This is a genomic window from Xylanibacter muris, assembly GCF_013166605.1.
Classification (GTDB): Bacteria; Bacteroidota; Bacteroidia; order Bacteroidales; family Bacteroidaceae; genus Prevotella; species Prevotella muris.
Genome location: NZ_JABKKF010000006.1, coordinates 117,633 through 138,553, shown reverse-complemented (window position 1 = coordinate 138,553; position 20,921 = coordinate 117,633). Strand labels below are relative to the sequence as shown.

Genomic DNA, 20,921 nt, shown 5'->3' with positions numbered 1-20,921 from the left:
GCATCCCCGCGAAAGCGGAGAACGCGCAGAGTTTCCTGCAATTCGACCGGCACGGCGACGTGCTGGACAACTTCTTCAAGAACTTCTTCCGGCAGTGCAAGGAACCCAGCCGCTTCGGTTTCTACCGTGTCGCGGCGGACCAAGCCGACAAACTGCTGGAGGTTATCAAGGACTTACTGAAAGACCCCGACGGCAACAAGGAGATGCTTGCGCCCCACAAGGTGGACACCTCCGGCTACGAAAAGAAAGTACAGGAGGAGCAGTCCGCCGAAAAGCAGGAACAACCGGAACAGAAACAAGATGACGAACCTAAAAAACAGGAAGAAATGGAACAGAAAAACGAACAGAATCAGGAAAGCCCGCAGCAGACGCAGGGCAACCGGGGCTACCAGTCCATCGACGAGAGCAAGATCAACTGGCAGGAGTTGGAGGAGAAATGGGGCGTGAAGCGCGACGACCTTGAAAAGTCGGGCGACCTTAACAGGATGCTCAACTACGGCAAGTCCGACTTGGTGAGGGTGTCGCCCAATTTCGGCGGAGAGGCTTTCGAGCTGGACGCCCGCCTCTCCTTCAGGAAGGACGGCGAGGGCAACGTCAGCCTTGTGCCGCATTTCATCCGCAAGGAGCAGAAGCTCGACGAGTACAAGGAACACAAGTTCTCCGACGATGACCGGAAGAACCTGCGCGAAACGGGCAACCTCGGCAGGGTCGTGGACCTCGTGGACAGGGAAACGGGCGAGATCATCCCCTCGTTCGTCAGCATCGACCGCAAGACGAACGAAATCACGGACATCCCGGCGAACAAGGTGCGTATACCGGAACGCATCGGCAAGACGGAAATCACCAAGCAGGAGCAGGACATGCTGCGTGCCGGGCTGCCCGTGCGCGACAAGCTCATCGAGCGCAAGGACGGCAGGAAGTTCGTCACCACCCTGCAAGTGAACGTGGAGCAGCGCGGCGTGGAGTTCGTGCCGGGAACCGGCAGGTCGCCACGTGCCGCCCAGACGCAGGAAAATAAGGAGAAACAGGCGCAAGGTACGGAAAACACAGCCAACACGAACAAGGAGCAACGCCGCAACACGTGGACTAACACCGACGGCAGCATCCGCCCCATCAGCAAATGGAGCGGTGTGGACTTCACCGAACAGCAGAAAGCCGACTACGTGGCGGGCAGAGCCGTGAAACTGGAGAACGTGACCGACAAGCAGGGCTTCCACGCCACGATGTACATCAGGTTCAACCCGGAGAAGGGACGCCCGTACCGCTACGACACCGACCCCGACAACGCGCAGAAGGTCGCCCCGTCCAACGAGAGCCGCACGCAGGTGGCGGTGAACAGCGAGGGCAAGACCAACGAGGCTACCAAGAACCTGAAGGAGCCGTTGCGGAAGGGACAGACCGCCCCGAAGGACACCGCACAGCAACAGCAGCAGGAGAAGCCGCAGAAGAAAAACAACAAGGGCATGAAGATGTAATCCGGTGTCCGCCACTAAATCCGAAGTAACATTTGTAAAATTCAAAACGACAGAAGAATATGAAGACAATCATTGCAGAAAAGCCGTCTGTGGCACGTGAGATCGCCCGCATCGTGAGCGCGACAAAGAGAGAGGAAGGATATTTCGAGGGAGGCGGCTACGCCGTGACATGGGCGTTCGGACACCTCGTGCAGCTTGCCATGCCCGACGGCTACGGCATACGCGGCTTCGTCCGTGACAACCTGCCCGTCATCCCCGACACCTTCACGCTCGTCCCCCGTCAGGTAAAGACGGAGAAAGGCTACAAGCCCGACAGCGGCGTGGTGGCGCAGATCAAGACCGTCACCCGGCTATTCAAGGAAAGCGAACAGATCATCGTGGCGACCGATGCCGGACGCGAGGGTGAGCTTATCTTCCGCTACCTCTACCATTATACCGGATGCACTACTCCTTTCGTGCGCCTGTGGATAAGCTCGCTTACCGACAAGGCTATCCGCGAGGGTTTGCGCAACCTCGAAGCGGGCGGCAAATACGACAACCTCTATCTTGCCGCCAAAGCGCGGAGCGAATCAGACTGGCTCGTGGGTATCAACGGCACGCAGGCACTCTCCATCGCCGCCGGACATGGCACTTACTCAGTCGGACGGGTGCAGACGCCCACGCTGGCGATGGTGTGCGCACGCTACTGGGAGAACCGCCGCTTTACCCCCGAAGCCTTCTGGCAGCTCCATATCGCAACGGACGGTTGCGATGAAGGAACGGTGAAGTTTTCCTCTTCCGAAAAGTGGAAAGAGAAAGAGCCTGCGACGGAACTATATAATAAGGTGAAGTCGGCAGGCACAGCTACCGTCACGAAAGCCGAACGCAAGGAGAAGACGGAGGAAACACCGCTCTTGTATGACCTGACGACGCTCCAGAAGGAAGCCAACGCCAAGCACGGCTTCACGGCGGAACAAACGCTTGAAATCGCACAGAAGCTCTATGAGAAGAAACTCATCACCTATCCGCGAACCGGAAGCCGCTACATACCCGAAGACGTGTTCGCCGAAATCCCCAAGCTGCTCGCCTTCATCGGGGCTTTGCCCGAATGGAGAGGCAAGGTGCAGCCGAAATGCGTCCCGACACGCAGAAGCGTGGACGATAGCAAGGTGACGGACCACCACGCCCTGCTCGTCACGGGCGAGAAGCCGCTGTTCCTCTCCAAAGAGGACAGCATCGTCTATCAGATGGTTGCCGGACGCATGATCGAGGCTTTCTCCGAAAAATGCGTCAAGGACACCGCCACCGTCACGGCGGAGTGTGCCGGAGTGGAGTTCACGGTGAAAGGTAGCGTCATCAGGCAAGCCGGATGGCGTGCCGTCTATGGCGAGGAGTACAAGGAAGAAACCGCCATCCCCAATTGGCAGGAAGGCGATATGCTGACGCTGAAAGGCTGCTCCATCACGGAGGGAAAGACCAAACCCAAGCCGCTGCATACCGAAGCGACACTGTTGTCCGCTATGGAAACAGCGGGCAAGGACATAGAGGATGACGCATTGCGTCAGGCGTTGAAGGACTGCGGCATCGGCACGCCCGCCACCCGTGCGGCGATTATCGAAACGCTCTTCAAGCGCGGCTACATGGAACGCTGCAAGAAATCGCTTGTGCCGACAGAAAAAGGGCTTGCCCTCTATTCGGTCGTGAAGACGATGCGCATCGCCGACGTAGCCATGACGGGCGAATGGGAGAAGAATCTGGCACGCATCGAGCGCGAGGAACTGCCCGCCGACACCTTCCGCAGGGAGATAGAGGCGTACACACGCGAAATCACCTCCGAGCTGCTCTCGTGCGACAAGCTGTTCTCCCGCAGGGATTCCGGCTGCAAGTGTCCCAAGTGCGGGACGGGCAGCATGCAGTTCTACGGCAAGGTGGTACGCTGCGACAACGCGGAGTGCGGGCTGCCCGTGTTCCGCCTGAAGGCGAACCGCACCCTTTCCGACGACGAGATCAAAGACCTGCTCACCGACGGGCATACGAAGCTGCTCAAAGGCTTCAAAAGCAAGCAGGGCAAGAGCTTCGATGCCATAGTAACCTTTGACGGGGACTATAACACGACTTTCGTGTTCCCGGAAAGGAAAACGACCAAGAAATTTTCAGGACGGAAGAAATAGTATTAACTTTTGAGAAAGTAGGCTGCACCTCAACAATAGAAATAAACGGGGTTTATTTCGTATTGTCTTCGATTTGCACTACCTTTGCCACTGGTTCAGAGTAATGAATTGTTCTTCGATACCGGATTACACTCATACTTTGGATTTAGTGGTGGCACTCGGAGGGATACCGAGTGCCTTTTCTTTCTCCTTTTCAGACGATTATCCCCGTCATTATCAATCCACTAAATTCCAAAGTAATGAACAACAAGAAGAAAAACAAGGGTCAGACCGACTTTTCCTATTACGGTCTGTACCTGCTGGACTATCTCCACACGAACAGGTTTGAACAGGCTTCCGACGATGCCTTCATCCGGGAGCGTGCCGACCGTGCCGCCGAAACGTATGAGCGGGCGCGACTCGAAGGCTATCCGCCCGAAGGGGCGCAGGAGTTGGCGATGGACACGCTCCTGCGGGGGCTTCGCTATTCCAAGTACGCCATCCTCCGCGAAGTCGTGGAAAACGAGTTTGCCGACGAAGTGCCGGAAAAGAAACGCGATGCCTTCATCCGAAAGCTGCTGCCGCTTGTCGGCAATGTATTCTCCGCCTATGACCTTTCGGACGACAATTTCGCCCTGTCGCCCGAATACGACCTGCTCTACACGGAGCTGACGGGAGCCGTCGTCCTTTATATCGGGGAATATGGCGTTTAACCGCAAACAACGGCTGCGGGACAACATCGAGGCGATACGGACGGCATTTATCCTTGACAGGGAGCAACGCACCCCCACCGCGCGCGAAAGGCTGCTGCTGGAACGTTATTGCGGTTTCGGTGGGTTGAAGTGCATACTGAACCCGGCAAAGGAACTGACGGATGCCGTCCATTGGGCGAAATCGGACCTCGAACTGTTTGCCCCTACGGTGGAGCTGCACAGGCTGGTGCGTGAAAACAGCAAGGACGATACGGAGTACAAACGGTACGTGGATGCCATGAAGCAGTCCGTGCTGACCGCTTTCTACACCCCGCCGGAGATAACCGGCACTATCGCAGATGTACTGCATGAACACGGCATACGTCCCGACCGTGTGCTGGAGCCGTCGGCGGGCGTGGGCGCATTCGTGGATGCCGTGCTGGAAAACAAGCCGGACGCGGACATCATGGCTTTCGAGAAAGACCTGATGACGGGCAAGATATTGGGACACCTGCATCCCGACCAAAAGGTAAGGGTGCAGGGATTCGAGAAGATAGAGAAGCCCTTCACGGACTATTTCGACCTTGCCATATCCAACATCCCTTTCGGTGACGTGGCTGTGTTCGACCCGGAATTTACGGGGAGCCGTGACACGGCAAGGCGTTCAGCCGCCAAGACGATACACAACTATTTCTTCCTGAAAAGCCTTGACGCGGTGCGTGAGGGCGGCATCGTGGCGTTCATCACCTCGCAGGGGGTATTGGATGCCCCGACAAATGCACCCATACGCGAGTACATGATGAGCCATGCCAATCTGGTGGGTGTCGCACGCCTGCCGAACAACCTCTTCACGGACAACGCCGGCACGGAGGTGGGCAGCGACCTGATCATCTTGCAAAAGAACAGCGGCAAGAACGGGGAGCTGTACTATAACGAGAAACTTTTCGTGCAGACCGAACAGACGCCTATCGGCACTTCGGTGAACGGGTATGTATGGAGCATCAGCTCTCTTTCCAATACGGATTTGATCAGGGGTACAGACCCTTACGGAAAGCCTGCCTACCAACTCCTGCACCGGGGCGGCATCGGGCAGATGGCGGAGGACTTGCGAGAACATCTGAAAATCGAGTTGCACCGGTTTGACAAAGGACTGTATGAAAGGCACAGGCTTCATCCGGTCCAAGAGAAAAATACGGTAACGGAAACAGTTGCCACACCGGTTGCCACTCCCGAAATACAGCCGCCATATCTCGAAATGGCAGCGAAGCCCGAAGCGGTAGCACTGCAGTCGGAGGAAGAAAAGCCGGAGATAGAGCCGCGCCGCCCCGATTATTCGGAGGGCGTGCAGCTTTCCCTGCTCGACCTTTGGGGTATAACCGAGGAAGTCCGCAAGCAGGAAGCACCCGCCAAGAAGAAAAAGACGGCGAAAAAGGAAAGCACGGCAAGGCGTGCCATTCCTAAACCGAAGCCGCCGGTTACGGCTGTTCCTCCTGTTGAATCCGTCAAGCCTGTAATCGAAAGCAAGGATGCAAAGCCGGAAAATGTCGGGAAGCAAAGCGACCCTGAAGATATTTACGCCACTTTGGATTGGGACACCAATCCGCCCATCAACGGTTTCTATGAAATGATGATGGACCTCACGCCGGAGCGACGCAAGGAGCTTCGCAGGCTGGCGGCACAGCATCAGGAAACACGGCAGCATGTCCCGGACGTGAAAGCCGCACCGGAGCAGGAAGCACGGCAACCCGAAAAACAGCCGGAAGTTGCCGCCACTCCTGCCGTTTCTGCAACGGAAACGGCTGCAACCTCCCTTTTTCCCGAAATGGAAGCGGAAAAACCGAAAGAGGAAGCCCCCGACCTGTCGCCGCGTCCCTATCACCGCACGCCAGAAATGCACCTGCGTGAAGGCTCGTTGGTGGCTGACAGTGGGCGTCGTAACATCGGTTATCTGAAAGACATTACGCCTTACGGCGCGACATTCCAGCCGCTTGGACTGACAGATTATCAGAAAGAGAAGGCGTTGCTGTATGTGTCGCTCCGTGATGCATACGAGCGTCTGTACCGTTATGAATCGAACAGACGCGAGGAAAACCCGCAGTGGCGAGAGCATCTGAACACCTGCTACGATGAGTTCGTCATGCGCTACGGCAACCTCAATGCCAAGCATAACGTGAAACTGTTGATGATGGATGCCGCCGGACGCGACATCCTTTCGCTGGAACGGGCGGAGGACGGCAGGTTCGTCAAGGCGGACATCTTCGAGCGTCCCGTTTCCTTCTCGGTGGAGAGCCATGCCAACGTAAGCTCTCCCGAAGAGGCACTCTCCGCATCGCTCAACAAGTTCGGTACGGTCAATCTCGACTATATGCGGGAGATAACCGACAGCACGGAGGAGGGATTGCTTGACGCCCTCAAAGGACGCATCTTCTACAACCCGCTCGTAACCGGTTACGAGATAAAGGACAGGTTCATCGCCGGGAACGTGATAGAGAAGGCGGAACGCATCGAAGCATGGATGGGCGACAACCCCGAAAACGGGCGTATGCCGGAAGTGAAGCAGGCGTTGGAGGCTCTGAAAGAAGCCGAGCCGCAGCGCATCGCCTTTGAGGACCTTGACTTCAACTTCGGGGAACGCTGGATTCCGACGGGCGTGTATGCCGCCTACATGAGCCACCTTTTCGACACGGAAGTGAAAATCGCCTACTCCGCAAGCATGGACGAGTTTTCGGTGGCGTGCGGCTACCGCACTATGAAAATCACGGACGAGTTTTTAGTGAAGGGCTATTACCGGAACTATGACGGTATGCACCTGTTGAAACACGCCCTGCACAACACCTGCCCCGACATGATGAAGTCCATCGGCAAGGATGAGCATGGCAATGACATCAAGGTGCGCGACAGCGAGGGCATACAACTCGCCAACGCCAAGATTGATGAAATCCGTAACGGGTTCTCGGAATGGCTGGAAGAGCAGTCGCCGCAGTTCAAGGAACGGCTGACGACAATGTACAACTGCAAGTTCAACTGTTTCGTGCGCCCGAAGTATGACGGCTCGCATCAGACCTTTCCGGACCTCAACCTCAAAGGGCTGGCAAGCCGGGGTATCAAGAGCGTCTATCCGTCGCAGATGGACTGTGTCTGGATGCTTAAACAGAACGGCGGCGGGATATGCGACCACGAAGTGGGAACCGGTAAAACGCTGATAATGTGCATCGCGGCGCATGAGATGAAGCGTCTGAACTTGGCGCACAAGCCGATGATTATCGGATTGAAAGCCAATGTCGCGGAGATTGCAGCCACCTATCAGGCGGCATATCCGAACGCGCGGATTCTCTATGCCTCGGAGAAGGACTTCTCGACCGCCAACCGCGTGCGTTTCTTCAACAATATCAAGAACAACGATTATGATTGCGTCATCATGTCGCACGACCAGTTCGGCAAGATTCCGCAGTCGCCGGAATTGCAGCAGCACATCCTGCAAGCGGAGCTTGATACGGTGGAGGAAAACCTCGAAGTGCTGCGGCAGCAAGGCAAGAACGTGTCGAGGGCGATGCTGAAAGGGCTGGAAAAGCGTAAGCACAACCTTGAAGCGAAGTTGGAGAAGGTGGAACATGCCATCCAATCGCGCACGGACGACGTGGTGGACTTCAAGCAGATGGGCATCGACCATATCTTCATTGACGAGAGCCATCAATTTAAGAACCTGACTTTCAACACGCGGCACGACCGTGTGGCGGGTTTGGGTAATAGTGAAGGAAGCCAGAAAGCACTCAATATGCTCTTTGCCATCCGTACCATACAGGAGCGCACGGGCAAGGACTTGGGGGCTACGTTCCTATCCGGCACGACCATCAGCAACTCGCTGACGGAGTTGTACCTGCTCTTCAAGTACCTGCGTCCGAAGGAGCTGGAACGGCAGGATATTAGGTGTTTCGATGCTTGGGCAGCTATCTTTGCCAAGAAGATGACCGACTTCGAGTTCAACGTGACGAACAACGTGGTGCAGAAGGAGCGTTTCCGCTACTTCATCAAAGTGCCGGAGCTTGCCGCCTTCTACAACGAGATAACCGACTACCGTACGGCGGAGGATGTGGGCGTGGACCGTCCGCACAAGAACGAGATACTGCACCACATACCGCCCACGCCGGAGCAGGAGGAGTTCATCGAGAAACTGATGCAGTTCGCCAAGACGGGCGACGCCACGCTGCTGGGCAGACCACCCCTGTCGGAAACGGAGGAGAAGGCGAAGATGCTTATCGCCACCGATTACGCGCGGAAAATGGCACTGGATATGCGCATGATAGACCCGCATTACGAAGACCACCCCGACAACAAGGCTTCCCACTGTGCCAAGACGATTGCGGAGTATTACCACAGGTATGACGCGCAGAAAGGCACGCAGTTCGTGTTCTCGGATCTGGGGACGTACCAGCCGGGCGACGGGTGGAACGTGTACAGCGAGATCAAGCGGAAGCTGACGGAGGACTACGGCATACCGGCAAGCGAGGTGCGCTTCATTCAGGAGTGCAAGACCGACAAGGCGCGCAAGGGGGTGATAGACGCCATGAACGCCGGGACAGTGCGTGTGCTGTTCGGTTCCACCTCCATGCTCGGAACGGGTGTGAACGCGCAGAAAAGGTGTGTCGCTATCCATCATTTGGATACGCCGTGGCGACCGTCCGACCTGCAACAGCGTGACGGACGGGGAGTTAGAGCGGGTAACGAGATTGCCAAGCATTTTGCGGGGAACAACGTGGATGTCATCATCTATGCGGTGGAAAAATCACTGGACAGCTACAAGTTCAACCTGCTGCACTGCAAGCAGACGTTCATCTCGCAGCTCAAAAGCGGGGCGATGGGCGCACGTACCATTGACGAGGGGGCTATGGACGAGAAATCCGGCATGAACTTCTCGGAGTACATGGCGTTGCTCTCCGGCAATACCGACCTTTTGGACAAGGCGAAATTAGAGAAGCGTATCGCCTCGCTCGAAGGGGAACGCAAGTCGTTCAACAAGGGCAAGCGCGATTCGGAGTTCAAGCTGGAAGCCAAGATGGGAGAACTACGTAACAACACGGCTGTAATCGAAGCCATGACGGAGGACTGGAACCGTTTTCTTTCCGTTGTCAAGACCGATAAGGAGGGCAACCGCCTGAATGCGGTCAAGGTGGACGGCGTAGATTCTACCGATGAAAAAGTTATCGGAAAGCGTTTGCAGGAGATAGCCAAGAACGCCACGACCGGCGGATTGTACAAGCCTGTCGGGGAGATTTACGGTTTCCCGATAAAGGTGGTAAGCGAGAGGATACTCAAAGAGGGGCTGGAGTTTACCGACAACCGCTTCGTGGTGGAGGGAAACTACAAGTACACCTACAACAACGGGCATCTGGCAATGGCTGACCCGGTAGCCGCCGCGCGCAATTTCCTGAACGCGCTGGAGAAGATACCTTCCACCATCGACCAGTACAAGGCGAAGAACGAGGTGCTGGAAAAGGAGGTTCCGCAGTTGCAGGAAATAGCCGGCAAGGTGTGGAAGAAGGAGGACGAACTGAAACAGTTGAAATCCGAACTTGCCGCACTCGACCGCAAGATACAGTTGGAGCTTGCGCCGCCAGTGCCCGAAGTCGCCGAAAAAGAAAAGGATGGACAGGAGGTCAAGTCGGAAACGGAAGACGTGAGGAACAGGCAGACGCAGTATCCCGAAGATACTCCGACGCAGATACGCAGTCCGACAAGTGAACGAAGTCCCACGGGCAATTTCATTGCCGACCATATCATAATCGGGCGTCCGGGGATAAATAAAATTAAAATGTAATAAGCTAACACAAGAGGGATGCTAATTTGGGCATTCCTCTTATGTTAAATCCCCTCCCATTGCATATTTGCGAGGAGAACATCCAACGGCAGCCTTGAAGTATTTTCCAAAAAATGATGGAGATGCAAAATTCAGCATATCGCTAATTTGTTGTACTGTGTAACAGTTGCTCCTTAACAGAGCTTTGGCTTCAAGAATGACATAGTCCTTGATCCATTCACTTGCATATCTCCTACTTACTTGATATACGATACCTGAAAGATATTTAGGTGTAACACAAAGTTTGTCCGCATAGAAACTGATTTCGCGCTGTTTCAAATGATTGTCCCTCACCAGTTCCAAAAAATTATCACAGAGTCGTTGTTGCCTGCTTTCACGTTTCTGTAAGTCCATGTGTTTTTTGTTGTCAGAGAGCCATTGATAACCAATAGCATACAAAACCTGCATATATCCATTCAGCACTTCGTTCTTGAATATAAAATCAGGGAGTTGCATTTTATCGCTCATCATGCGATAAAGCATCAGACATTCATCAGCTTCCTTTTGGCTGATTTTTACTACTGCATTACTACTTACATATTGTTTCATCATCATTGCCATCGGTGAATTGATGGCAGTAATATCCATATTACCGGAAAAAGCAATAACGAACAAACGACAATTCTCAGTATATTCCAAGCATTCCCCAATTGATCCGGGTAGTACAAAAAGGACTGAACATGCTTGAAGCCGGTAGTCGTGGAAATTGACACGTACTTTCAAATCCCCTTCCACGCAAAACAAAACCATATTGAAATTTATTTTGAACGGACATTCTGACGAACGGAACTTTTCCAATTCCACAGCTCCGTCTTGAATGTCAATGTTGTCAGTCAGCATAAATTTGTCTTCAAATATTTGAGCTTCATTTGAAATCGGGAGCATCATCATCTCCAGCCCCTTAAATATAGATGCCATAACCATTATAATCTTGTTTTATGCTGCAAAGATAAGATATATATTCCAATTATTTATGGCTGCAAATCCTATATTCGCGAAATATTCGACTAATAGCACATTTTCATCTCCAGTAAGAACGGTTGTTTCAGGAAAAAATTGCCGACCTTTGCATTAAAAAAATAGAAATGAAGAAAATATATGTAACTGATTGGAGCTTAATACCTCTATTCATTGGCTCTGCATTCTCCGGTGTCAGTTTGCACGTAACGGACGACACATTGGAGCATGAAATATGGCATAATTGGGCGGTAGTGCATGTAATTTTCAGTTTAGGACTTTTATATATGCTTCTGCGTCATATCAGGCAACATAAGGCATGGTATAAGAGTCTGTTGAAACAAGGAGCATGGAAAAAGAGAAAAACAACCCTTATGCTAAACTTTATTTTTATAACGCTCATTTTAACAGGTTTGGCTCTTTTATTTGTAGAAGGTGCTAATTCCGATATAGGGCTGTGGCACTATGTTTTGGGGATAATTGCAATTGCCTTATCTCTGGAGCATATTATTGTACGTATCAAAGTGCTGCGGAAATCCTTAAACAACCTATGACAATAAATATAAAACTATATGAAACAGTCTCTTTTATTACTTGTCCTTATGGGTATTATGACGTGTTGCAGCGACAAGCACGAAAAGCAAACGTTGCATAGTGTTGTGCTGACTTCTCCTTCAGCCATAGGAGCGAACACACGAAACAGTTATTCAGGCGTAGTACAAGAAGCGCACGAAATAGCTTTGGGCTTTAAGACTCCCGGAGAATTAGTGCGGGTAGTTGTGAAAGAAGGTCAGTATATCCATAAAGGTCAGCTTATAGCCATGCTTGACGATGCTGATTACAAACTTGGAGTGGAATCTGCAAAAGTTCAATACGAACAGATGAAGAAAGAAACGGAACGATTAGAAAAATTACATAACGCTAAAAGTTTGTCGGATAATGACTATGACAAAGCTATCAGTGGTTTGCAACAACTCAAAGTGCAACTTCAGACAAACCAGAATAAATTGGATTATACACGACTTTACGCTCCGGTCAATGGCTATGTGAAAAGTGTGAACTTCAGTCTGGGAGAAATGGTAAAAGTGGGTACTCCGGTCATTACACTTCTTGACCTAAATGGTTTGGAAGTGGAATTAAACGTGCCTTTTGCGCTTTATAAACAACGTGACCATATAAAACGCATAGTATGCCATTTTTCTGGCGACACAAAATATATCCCGACAATGAAACTATTGAGTGTAATCCCACAATCGGACGGAACCCAACTTTACAAGATGCGTCTTGCTTTTACAGATACAGATGCGGCAAAAACTGTAACTGCCGGAATGAACGTATCTGTGGATGTGGAAACAAAGGATAGTGAAGCAGACAAAAAAGCATTCACGTTGCCCATGAGAGCTGTTTTTCGGGAAAAAGAAAAATCGTATGTATGGGTAATGAATGCCGACAGCACAGTTTCCAAAAAAGAAATCAAACTAAACGGCATGGATAATAAAGGTAAACTGATTGTCACATCAGGTTTGAACGGTGATGAGCAAGTGGTGAGAGCCGGAGTGAACTCATTGAGTGAAGGAGAAAAAGTTACTGTGCTTGAACAGCCATCTAAAACCAATGTAGGAGGGCTACTCTGATGAAAGTGACCGAATATTTTATCAAACGTCCGGTATTATTCTGGTCGTTGATGGTAAGCATACTTGTGGGAGGCATACTGTCGTTTCTGCAAATGCCCAAAATTGAAGACCCTGTGGTAACCATGAAGCAAGCTATGGTAGCGGTTGTATATCCCGGAGCGAGCGCGCACGAAGTAGAGCTTAAAGTGGCGCAGCTAATCGAGGATGAGCTTCGTGCCTTGCCCGATGTAAAAAAACTCAACAGCGAATGTCATGACGGGATGCTTACTGTGACCATAGAGTTCGCGATGGGAGTCTCGCTGGATGATTTGGAACAGTATTTTGATTTACTCCGCCGAAAAATGAATGATGTGCAACCTCGATTGCCGCAGGGTTGCTATCCTCCCATTGTAATAGACGACATGATGGATGTCTATGGCATCTTCTATGCCCTTACTGGTGACGGATACACCTACCCGGAGCTTAACAGGTACGCACGGAAGATAAGAAGCGAATTGCTGGGAGTCAAGGGGGTAAAGCGTATAAACATCGTAGGGAACCGTGATGAAGTTATCAATATCGTCATATCCAAGGACAGGATAACACGGAACGGCATATTGCCCACACAAATCATGCTTGCCTTGCAAAATGCGGGCAAAACGGTAAACGCCGGAGCGTTTGGAAATGATGATGAACGTTTGCAAATTTATGTTTCAGACGCATTGAAAGACGAGAATGACATACGCAACCTTTACATCCGCACCATTCAAGGTACACAAGTGAAGTTGGGAGATGTAGCAGAGATTGAACGTGCATATGTAGAACCGCAGAAAAACGGTTTTTTCGTAGATGGAAAACCTGCCATAGCCATTTGTCTGACTATGGAGAATGATGTGATAGTGCCCGATGTAGGAAAAGAGGTGGACGCCCGACTGAACGAGATTGTGAAAACGATGCCCGCCGGAATGAAGACTGAAAAGATTTTCTTTCAGCCAGATAAGGTGAACACGGCTATCAGTTCATTTATGATAAATCTATTGGAATCCGTTGCAGTGGTCATTCTTGTGCTTATATTCACGATGGGATTCCGTAGTGGGGCTATTATCGGCTTTGGACTGGTGCTTACAATTGCCGTATCTTTTCCTGTACTATTGGTTGGAGGAACTACACTACAAAGAATCTCTCTCGGTGCTTTCATTGTGGCGATGGGTATGTTGGTAGATAATGCCATTGTCATTATGGACGGTATCTTGATAGATAAGAAACGTGGCTTAGGTCCAAAAACATATCTGTATCGTATTGGAAGGCATACTGCACTTCCACTTCTTGGAGCAACAATCATAGCGGTGTCCACTTTTCTTTGCGTCTATCTTACACAAGGTTCTGTTGGCGAATATGCCCACGACCTTTTTGTCGTATTGGGAGTCAGCTTGATAGCCAGTTGGATATTGGCATTGATTCAAGTACCCATATGTGCAAAATCATGGTTGCCTGCACGGGAAAAGGATATGAACGGCAATGCTCAAAGCATTATGAACTCGCCGATACACCGTTTTGTAAAACGTACCATCGCATCGCTGATTAAATACAGAAAGACAACGATTGCCGTGTCTGTATTTGTGTTGGCTATTTGTGGGTTTGGCATGACGAAGGTGAAAAATGTATTTTTTCCCGATTTTGACTACAACCAGTTTATAGTTGAATGTTACTTTCCGGCACAGACTAACCCTGATAATGTATGTGAGGGGTTATTGGATATGAGCCGGCTATTGAAGGAGGACAAGAATATAGACCGTGTCGCCGCCAGTATGGGCAGTGCTCCGGCACATTATTGTCTTGTACGCCCCATGACTATAGGGGGTGATTGTTATGGTGAGTTAATGGTGGATTGCAAGGATTATGCCACCGTGATGAAGCAAATCCCGGTGGTACGTGAACTATTGCGGAAGCAATATCCCGATGTCTATATTCATATACGCAAATACAATCTTTGCATCGGAACAACGCATAGCGTGGAAGTGGAGTTCTCCGGTCCCGACCCAGCTGTGTTGCGTGAACTAAGCAAAAAGGCGGAAGGCATCATGCGGCGTAGTCCTTATGTGGATACCCGCTCGGTACAGAACAATTGGAAACCTACCGGAAAAACATTAGTCGCAGACTATAATCGCACGGCGGCATTGCGTTCGGGCATTGAACGCGGAGATGTGGCAAACGCTCTGATGGCTGCAACCGATGGGCTTACAGTCGGAGCTTTGAACGACCAAGAAAGAACGGTACTCATCAACTTGAATGTACGCAACAACGATGGTAGCCGAATGGATAAGCTTAACGATATTCCGGTCTGGAGTATGGCAAATTTACATGTAACAGATAATGACATCAAGAGCCTTATCAGCGGGAAAAAGAGAGCTTCAGAAATAGAGGACGATATATTCAAAAGTGTTCCCTTAAGTAGCGTAACTGATGGAATATATCTGTCATGGGACGAAAATGTCGTGATGCGTATGAACGGGCAGCGAGCCATTGAAGCGGAATGTGAACCGAATTCGGATATGGAGGACGCCACCCCAGCCAAACTCATGGCTTCTGTAAAGGAGGAAATTGACGCAATTCCACTACCTCCGGGGTATTATCGCCGCTGGATAGGCGAAAGCGACCTTGAAAACGAAGCCATCGGCGGATTGATGAAGTATGTTCCCATTACCTTGTTCCTTATCCTTATGGTGTTGCTTTTACTATTCAACGATTGGCGCAAGGTTATACTCATTATTCTTTGTTTTCCCTTCGTGCTGTGTGGAATAGTGCCTTCGTTGATAGCCTTTCACCAAGCATTTACTTTTATGGCATTGGTCGGAACAATGGGATTGATGGGTATGATGGTGAAGAATGCTATCGTTTTGGTGGACGAGATTGGCCGCCTGCAAAAAGAGGAACACTTCACACCGTACAGGGCTGTTATACAAGCTACGGTTTCTCGTGTGCGACCGGTCACTATGGCTTCACTGACTACAATTGTGGGTATGATTCCTCTAATTCCTGATCCAATGTACGGTTCTTTGGCAATTACTGTAATGGGTGGGCTTGCAATGGGTACGTTGATTACCCTTGTGCTTCTTCCTGTATTCTATGCGGCATTATTCCGTATTAATATATCCGGTGAAAGTTCAGAAAACTAAAACAATCTCATAATATGAAGCAGATACATTATATAATAATCATAGCCATGCTGTTGTTATCCCAAGCAGTTTGGGGGCAACAACAATTGGCACTTTCCGTTGAACAATGTCGTGAACTGGCACTTGCCGGAGACGAAAAGATAAAAAAAGCCAATAACGATTATTTGCAATCAGAACTTGACAAAGCCATTGCGTTTACCAATTATCTGCCTAAGTTAGACGGTATGGCTCTTGGCGGGACTCTCACTCCCGGTCTTGACATGATGGGGATGAAACTTGAGATGCAAGGTGTATATATGGCAGGGATTAACCTTACCCAACCCGTGTTTATGGGTGGAAAAATCATCGCTGCAAACCGTTTGGCTAAAATCGGGCGTGATTGCGCAAAAGAATCATTCCGCAAAATCCGTGCGGAAGTGATTGCAGAAGCGGAAAAGAGCTATTGGACACTAATTGCGGTACGCAGTAAAGTGAATATGCTCTATGCTTATCAGTCATTAATGGACTCTCTTTACGCTCAAATTCATACCGGACTTGAAGCAGGAATGTGTACGGAAGCTGAATTACTACGTATAGAGGCAAAACGTAGTGAGATTAGCTATCAGCTACAAGCGGCAAAAAGCGGTGCAAACCTTTGTCGATTGGCTTTGTGTAATGTGATAGGCTGCTCTTTTGATACGGAAATTATACCCTCTGACACTATCATTACAATCACATCACCTGCCACACTGAGTGAAGGCATTGAACAACGTCCCGAATATCATTTGTTAGAGAATCAGATAAGAGCATACGAACAACAAATAAAAATAGCCCGATCTGAACTTCTGCCGAAAGTGGGGTTGTCTGCGTCCTATATGTATCACGGTGGAATTGATTTAAGTGGAGCGATGCCCGACGGACAAGGTGGATATTTACCATTCAAACACGAAATTAAAGACGGGAATTGGGGCGTTTTTCTCTCCGTCAGTGTTCCATTGTTTCATTGGGGTGAAAATCAGAAGAAGGTAAAAAAGGCAAAACTTGACTTAAACAACTCCCAACTGGATTTTCAAAAAAATATAAAACTTATGACTCTGGAAATTCATCAAGCCATACAAAACGTGAATGACAGTTACACACTGGTACAGACAGCAACAACCGGACAAAGACAAGCCGATGAAAACCTGCGTGTCATGACCAGTCGATACGGTAATGGGCTGTGTACTCTCACGGACTTGCTTGAAGCTCAATCAACATGGCAACAGGCACAAAGCAATATGATAGAAGCCAAAGCACAATATAAAATACACCAAGTGGAATACCTGAAAGTTTCTGGGGTGTTATATTGAATAACTTATATGAGATTTTGTAAAGTATTATAATTAGAATGCAATATGCTCGAAATCTATTGACCGTAGGATATCTATTAATCACATTGCTTATCGGGAGCATAGCTTACACTTGGCATCGTGAATGGCAAGAGGTGGAAGCATTGGAAGTTGGCAATCAACAGATAGATGAATTCAGGAAGGAGATAAACCGTATCCATATTCAACTGATAGACTTTTCTCTACTGGGTGAAACAATATTGGAATGGGATAATGAAGATTTGGAACATTATCAGGCTCAGCGTATGGCAATGGACAGTATGCTATGCCGTTTCAAAATGACCTATCCGGCAGAGCGTATCGACAGTGTACGCCATCTTCTCGAAGATAAGGAACGGCAGATGTGCCAAATCGTTCAGATACTTGAGCAGCAACAAGCCATCAACGATAAGATAACCAGTCAAGTACCTGTAATCGTGCAGAAGAGTGTGCAGGAACAGCCCAAGAAGTCCAAGCGCAAGGGTTTCTTGGGCATCTTTGGCAAAAAGGAAGAAGCGAAACCAACTGCGACTACTACGATGCTCCGTTCCCTTAATCGGAATATGATAGCTGAACAACAGGCACAAAGCCGCCGTTTGTCGGAACACGCCGATAGTCTTGCTACACGAAATGCGGAACTCAACAGACAACTGCAAGGACTGGTAGTTCAAATAGACGAGAAAGTTCAAGCAGACTTACGGAAACGGGAAGCGGAAATAGCCGCCATGCGTGAAAGTTCTTTTATTCAGATAGGTGGCTTGACAGGATTCGTTGTGTTGTTATTGATAATCTCTTACATAATTATCCACCGAAATATCACCCGTATCAAACGATACAAACGAGAAACTGCGAATTTAATAGAACAGTTGAAACAGTCTGTTGAACAGAACGAGGCACTGATAGCCTCCCGCAAGAAAGCCGTGCATACCATTACCCATGAATTACGTACACCGCTGACGGCAATAACCGGTTATGCCGGACTGATGCGGAAAGATTACAATACGGATAAAATCGGGATGTATATCCAAAATATTCAGCAATCCTCCGACCGTATGCGTGAAATGCTTAATACTCTGCTGAGTTTCTTCCGTCTGGACAACGGCAAGGAGCAGCCGAATTTCTCTCCTTGCCGTATTTCGGCAATCACGCACATTCTTGAAACGGAGTTTACGCCAATCGCCATAAACAAGGGACTTGCTCTTACTGTGACGAATCACACGGATGCTGTTGTCTTGACCGATAAGGAACGCATTCTACAAATTGGAAATAACCTGCTGTCAAACGCCATCAAGTTCACTGAGAACGGTGGCGTTTCTCTGACAATGGGATATGATAACGGTATGCTGAAACTTATCGTCAAAGATACGGGTACGGGTATGACCGAAGAGGAACAGCAACGTGTGTTCGGTGCGTTTGAACGTTTGTCAAACGCTGCCGCAAAGGACGGCTTCGGATTAGGTCTTTCCATTGTTCAGCGTATTGTGACAATGCTCGGCGGCATAATCCGGCTGGAGAGCGATAAAGGTAAAGGAAGCCGCTTCACAGTGGAAATACCTATGCAGACAGTCGAGGAACTACCGGAACAGATAAATCAATCACAGATTCATTGTAACCATGTATTCCATAATGTGATTGCTATTGACAATGACGAGGTACTGCTCCTTATGCTGAAAGAAATGTATGTACAGGAAGGAATACACTGCGATACCTGTACCAATGCGGCGGAACTGATGGAAATGATACGCCGGAAAGAATACAGTCTGCTTCTGACCGATTTGAATATGCCGGATATAAACGGCTTCGAGCTGTTGGAACTGCTACGCACCTCCAATGTGGGCAATTCAAGGACCATTCCGATTATCGTAACAACTGCTTCGGGTAGTTGCAGCAAGGAGGAACTTATGGAACGTGGATTTGCCGATTGCCTGCTCAAACCGTTCTCCATATCGGAGCTGATGGAGGTTTCAGATAAATGCGCCATGAATGTGGCGCAAAATGAAAAACCGGATTTCACATCCCTGCTGTCCTACGGCAATGAATCCGTCATGCTGGAGAAGTTGATAACGGAAACTGAAAAGGAAATAGAGGCAGTCAAAGATGCGGAACGGCGGAAAGACCTTCAAGGGCTGGATACCCTTATACACCACTTGCGCAGCTCGTGGGAGATATTACGTGCAGACCAGCCGTTAAGGGAACTTTATAAACTGCTTCATTGTAAGGATACACCCGATTGGGAGGCGATACATAACATATTGACAGTCGTGCAGGATAAAGGTTTGGAGATTATTCGGCTGGCAAAAGAAGAAAGGAAGAAATATAATAATGGATAAAACAAAAATCATCGTGGTGGAGGACAACATCGTGTATTGCGAGTTTGTCTGCAACCTGCTGGCACGGGAAGGATTCCGTACCGTGCAGGCTTTCCACCTCTCGACAGCGAAGAAACATTTGCAACAAGCCACTGGCAATGATATAGTAGTTTCTGACTTACGTCTGCCCGACGGTGACGGAATCGACCTGTTGCGCTGGATGCGCAAAGAGGGCATGACGCAGCCGTTCATCATCATGACCGACTATGCCGAAGTACATACGGCAGTTGAAAGTATGAAACTCGGCTCGCTGGACTACATACCCAAACAACTCGTGGAGGACAAACTCGTGCCTCTTCTCCGCAGCATACTGAAAGAGCGGAATATCGGACTAAGCCGTATGCCAGTGTTTGCCCGTGACGGTTCCGCTTTCCGGAAAATCATGCACCGGATAAGGCTGGTAGCCCCCACCGATATGAGTGTGCTGATCTTCGGAGAGAACGGCACGGGCAAGGAGCATATCGCCCACCATCTGCATGACAAAAGCAAGCGTTCTGGCAAACCGTTTGTGCCTGTGGACTGCGGATCGTTAAACAAAGAGCTTGCTCCATCGGCATTTTTCGGACACGTCAAAGGGGCGTTCACCGGTGCGGACAGTGCCAAGAAAGGATATTTCCATGAAGCCGAAGGCGGCACGCTGTTCTTGGACGAGGTGGGCAACCTCGCACTGGAAACCCAGCAGATGCTACTGCGCGCCATACAGGAACGGAGATACCGCCCGGTGGGTGACAGAACAGACAAGAGTTTCAATGTCCGTATTATCGCTGCCACCAACGAGAATCTGGAAAAGGCGGTCAATGAAAAGCGTTTCCGGCAGGATTTGCTGTACCGTCTGCATGATTTCGAGATAACCGTTCCGCCGCTGCGTGATTGTCAGGAGGACATCATGCCGTTGGCGGAGTTCTTCCGAGAGATTGCTAATAATGAATTGGAGTGCAAGGTTCGCGGTTTCAGTTCCGAAGCACGGAAAGCGTTGCTGACCCATTCATGGCCGGGCAACGTGCGCGAACTTCGGCAGAAAATCATGGGTGCGGTGTTGCAGGCTCAGACGGGACTTGTCACGAAAGAACATCTGGAACTTGGGATAACCAAAATAACCTCTGTTACCAGCTTCTCCCTACGCAACAATGAGGAAGATAAAGAACGGATTCTGCGTGCTTTGAAGCAGGCTGACGGGAATCGGAAGGTCGCCGCCGAACTGCTTGGAATAGGCAGGACAACACTCTATAATAAACTGGAAGAATATGGATTGAAGTATAAATTTGAGCAACCATAGCCCGCAATTCGCTGAAAATGGCTATCTTTGCATG

10 protein-coding genes and 1 pseudogene are annotated in these 20,921 nt (G+C 49.8%); 10 read left to right on the top strand and 1 reads right to left on the bottom strand.

The window, feature by feature from the left end; genetic code table 11:
* Positions 1 to 5: 5 nt before the first annotated feature.
* From HPS56_RS08035 to HPS56_RS08020, 4 genes and pseudogenes are all read left to right on the top strand, one after another.
* Positions 6 to 1,475 (top strand): annotated as a pseudogene (locus HPS56_RS08035) (DUF3945 domain-containing protein); the annotation flags it as partial.
* Between the two features lie 59 nt (positions 1,476 to 1,534).
* Positions 1,535 to 3,625, top strand: coding sequence for a type IA DNA topoisomerase (locus HPS56_RS08030; RefSeq protein WP_172275634.1), 2,091 nt, complete (start codon positions 1,535 to 1,537; stop codon positions 3,623 to 3,625).
* Positions 3,626 to 3,864: 239 nt separating this feature from the next.
* Entirely contained in the window at positions 3,865 to 4,317 is a 453-nt protein-coding gene (locus HPS56_RS08025; RefSeq protein WP_172275633.1) for a DUF1896 domain-containing protein, read from the top strand.
* Complete coding sequence (locus HPS56_RS08020; RefSeq protein WP_172275632.1) at positions 4,307 to 10,111, top strand: helicase-like domain-containing protein; 5,805 nt, start codon at positions 4,307 to 4,309, stop codon at positions 10,109 to 10,111. Before HPS56_RS08025 ends, HPS56_RS08020 begins: the two co-directional genes overlap by 11 nt.
* Before the next feature lie 39 nt (positions 10,112 to 10,150).
* Here the strand turns inward: HPS56_RS08020 and HPS56_RS08015 are convergent, their stop codons facing one another.
* On the bottom strand, positions 10,151 to 11,068 hold the full coding sequence (locus tag HPS56_RS08015) for a helix-turn-helix domain-containing protein (RefSeq protein ID WP_172275631.1): 918 nt from the start codon (positions 11,066 to 11,068) through the stop codon (positions 10,151 to 10,153).
* Between the two features lie 167 nt (positions 11,069 to 11,235).
* Between HPS56_RS08015 and HPS56_RS08010 the strand changes: the two genes are divergently transcribed.
* Genes HPS56_RS08010 through HPS56_RS07985 form a run of 6 tightly spaced genes read left to right on the top strand, consistent with a single transcriptional unit; the run spans position 11,236 to position 20,887 of the window.
* Positions 11,236 to 11,661 carry a hypothetical protein gene (locus tag HPS56_RS08010; RefSeq protein ID WP_172275630.1) on the top strand — a complete coding sequence of 142 codons (426 nt, stop codon included), beginning with the start codon at positions 11,236 to 11,238 and terminating at the stop codon, positions 11,659 to 11,661.
* A gap of 18 nt (positions 11,662 to 11,679) precedes the next feature.
* Positions 11,680 to 12,741, top strand: coding sequence for an efflux RND transporter periplasmic adaptor subunit (locus HPS56_RS08005; RefSeq protein ID WP_253952420.1), 1,062 nt, complete (start codon positions 11,680 to 11,682; stop codon positions 12,739 to 12,741).
* Positions 12,741 to 15,896 carry an efflux RND transporter permease subunit gene (locus tag HPS56_RS08000; RefSeq protein ID WP_172275629.1) on the top strand — a complete coding sequence of 1,052 codons (3,156 nt, stop codon included), beginning with the start codon at positions 12,741 to 12,743 and terminating at the stop codon, positions 15,894 to 15,896. Before HPS56_RS08005 ends, HPS56_RS08000 begins: the two co-directional genes overlap by 1 nt.
* 14 nt (positions 15,897 to 15,910) lie before the next feature.
* Positions 15,911 to 17,224, top strand: coding sequence for a TolC family protein (locus HPS56_RS07995; RefSeq protein WP_253952419.1), 1,314 nt, complete (start codon positions 15,911 to 15,913; stop codon positions 17,222 to 17,224).
* A gap of 38 nt (positions 17,225 to 17,262) precedes the next feature.
* Positions 17,263 to 19,572, top strand: coding sequence for a hybrid sensor histidine kinase/response regulator (locus HPS56_RS07990; protein WP_172275628.1), 2,310 nt, complete (start codon positions 17,263 to 17,265; stop codon positions 19,570 to 19,572).
* Entirely contained in the window at positions 19,565 to 20,887 is a 1,323-nt protein-coding gene (locus HPS56_RS07985; protein ID WP_172275627.1) for a sigma-54-dependent transcriptional regulator, read from the top strand. The genes HPS56_RS07990 and HPS56_RS07985 overlap by 8 nt, the downstream gene beginning before the upstream one ends.
* Positions 20,888 to 20,921: the final 34 nt, after the last annotated feature.

Coding starts and splice junctions, on each gene's coding strand:
- HPS56_RS08020 (WP_172275632.1), top strand. CDS start 4,307: ATGGCGTTTAACCGCAAACAACGGCTGCGGGACAACATCGAGGCGATA.
- HPS56_RS08000 (WP_172275629.1), top strand. CDS start 12,741: ATGAAAGTGACCGAATATTTTATCAAACGTCCGGTATTATTCTGGTCG.
- HPS56_RS08025 (WP_172275633.1), top strand. CDS start 3,865: ATGAACAACAAGAAGAAAAACAAGGGTCAGACCGACTTTTCCTATTAC.
- HPS56_RS08010 (WP_172275630.1), top strand. CDS start 11,236: ATGAAGAAAATATATGTAACTGATTGGAGCTTAATACCTCTATTCATT.
- HPS56_RS07990 (WP_172275628.1), top strand. CDS start 17,263: ATGCAATATGCTCGAAATCTATTGACCGTAGGATATCTATTAATCACA.
- HPS56_RS07995 (WP_253952419.1), top strand. CDS start 15,911: ATGAAGCAGATACATTATATAATAATCATAGCCATGCTGTTGTTATCC.
- HPS56_RS08030 (WP_172275634.1), top strand. CDS start 1,535: ATGAAGACAATCATTGCAGAAAAGCCGTCTGTGGCACGTGAGATCGCC.
- HPS56_RS08005 (WP_253952420.1), top strand. CDS start 11,680: ATGAAACAGTCTCTTTTATTACTTGTCCTTATGGGTATTATGACGTGT.
- HPS56_RS07985 (WP_172275627.1), top strand. CDS start 19,565: ATGGATAAAACAAAAATCATCGTGGTGGAGGACAACATCGTGTATTGC.
- HPS56_RS08015 (WP_172275631.1), bottom strand. CDS start 11,068: ATGGCATCTATATTTAAGGGGCTGGAGATGATGATGCTCCCGATTTCA.